The 233-nt window shown below is 64.8% G+C and carries 1 pseudogene; it reads right to left on the reverse strand.

The features are described from left to right. A pseudogene (locus ACZ2IA_RS23325) lies at window positions 1-233 on the reverse strand (3-methylcrotonyl-CoA carboxylase); the annotation flags it as partial.

Genomic DNA, 233 nt, shown 5'->3' on the forward strand with positions numbered 1-233 from the left:
CAGGCGTTTGCGAGCGATGTCACGGGTCGCGCCGTAGCCAATGATCTTGGCCACCATCGGGTCGTAGAAGGGGCTGACCTCGTAGCCGCTGGCAATGCCGTCATCCACGCGAACACCCGCGCCCGTTGCGGGCAGCCAGCAGTCAACGGCTCCGGTGGCGGGCAGGAAGTCGTCCGTCGGGTCTTCGCAATACAAGCGCGCTTCAATCGCATGCCCGTTGAGCGCGATGTCGT

This window comes from Crenobacter sp. CS_VA4 (assembly GCF_055597485.1).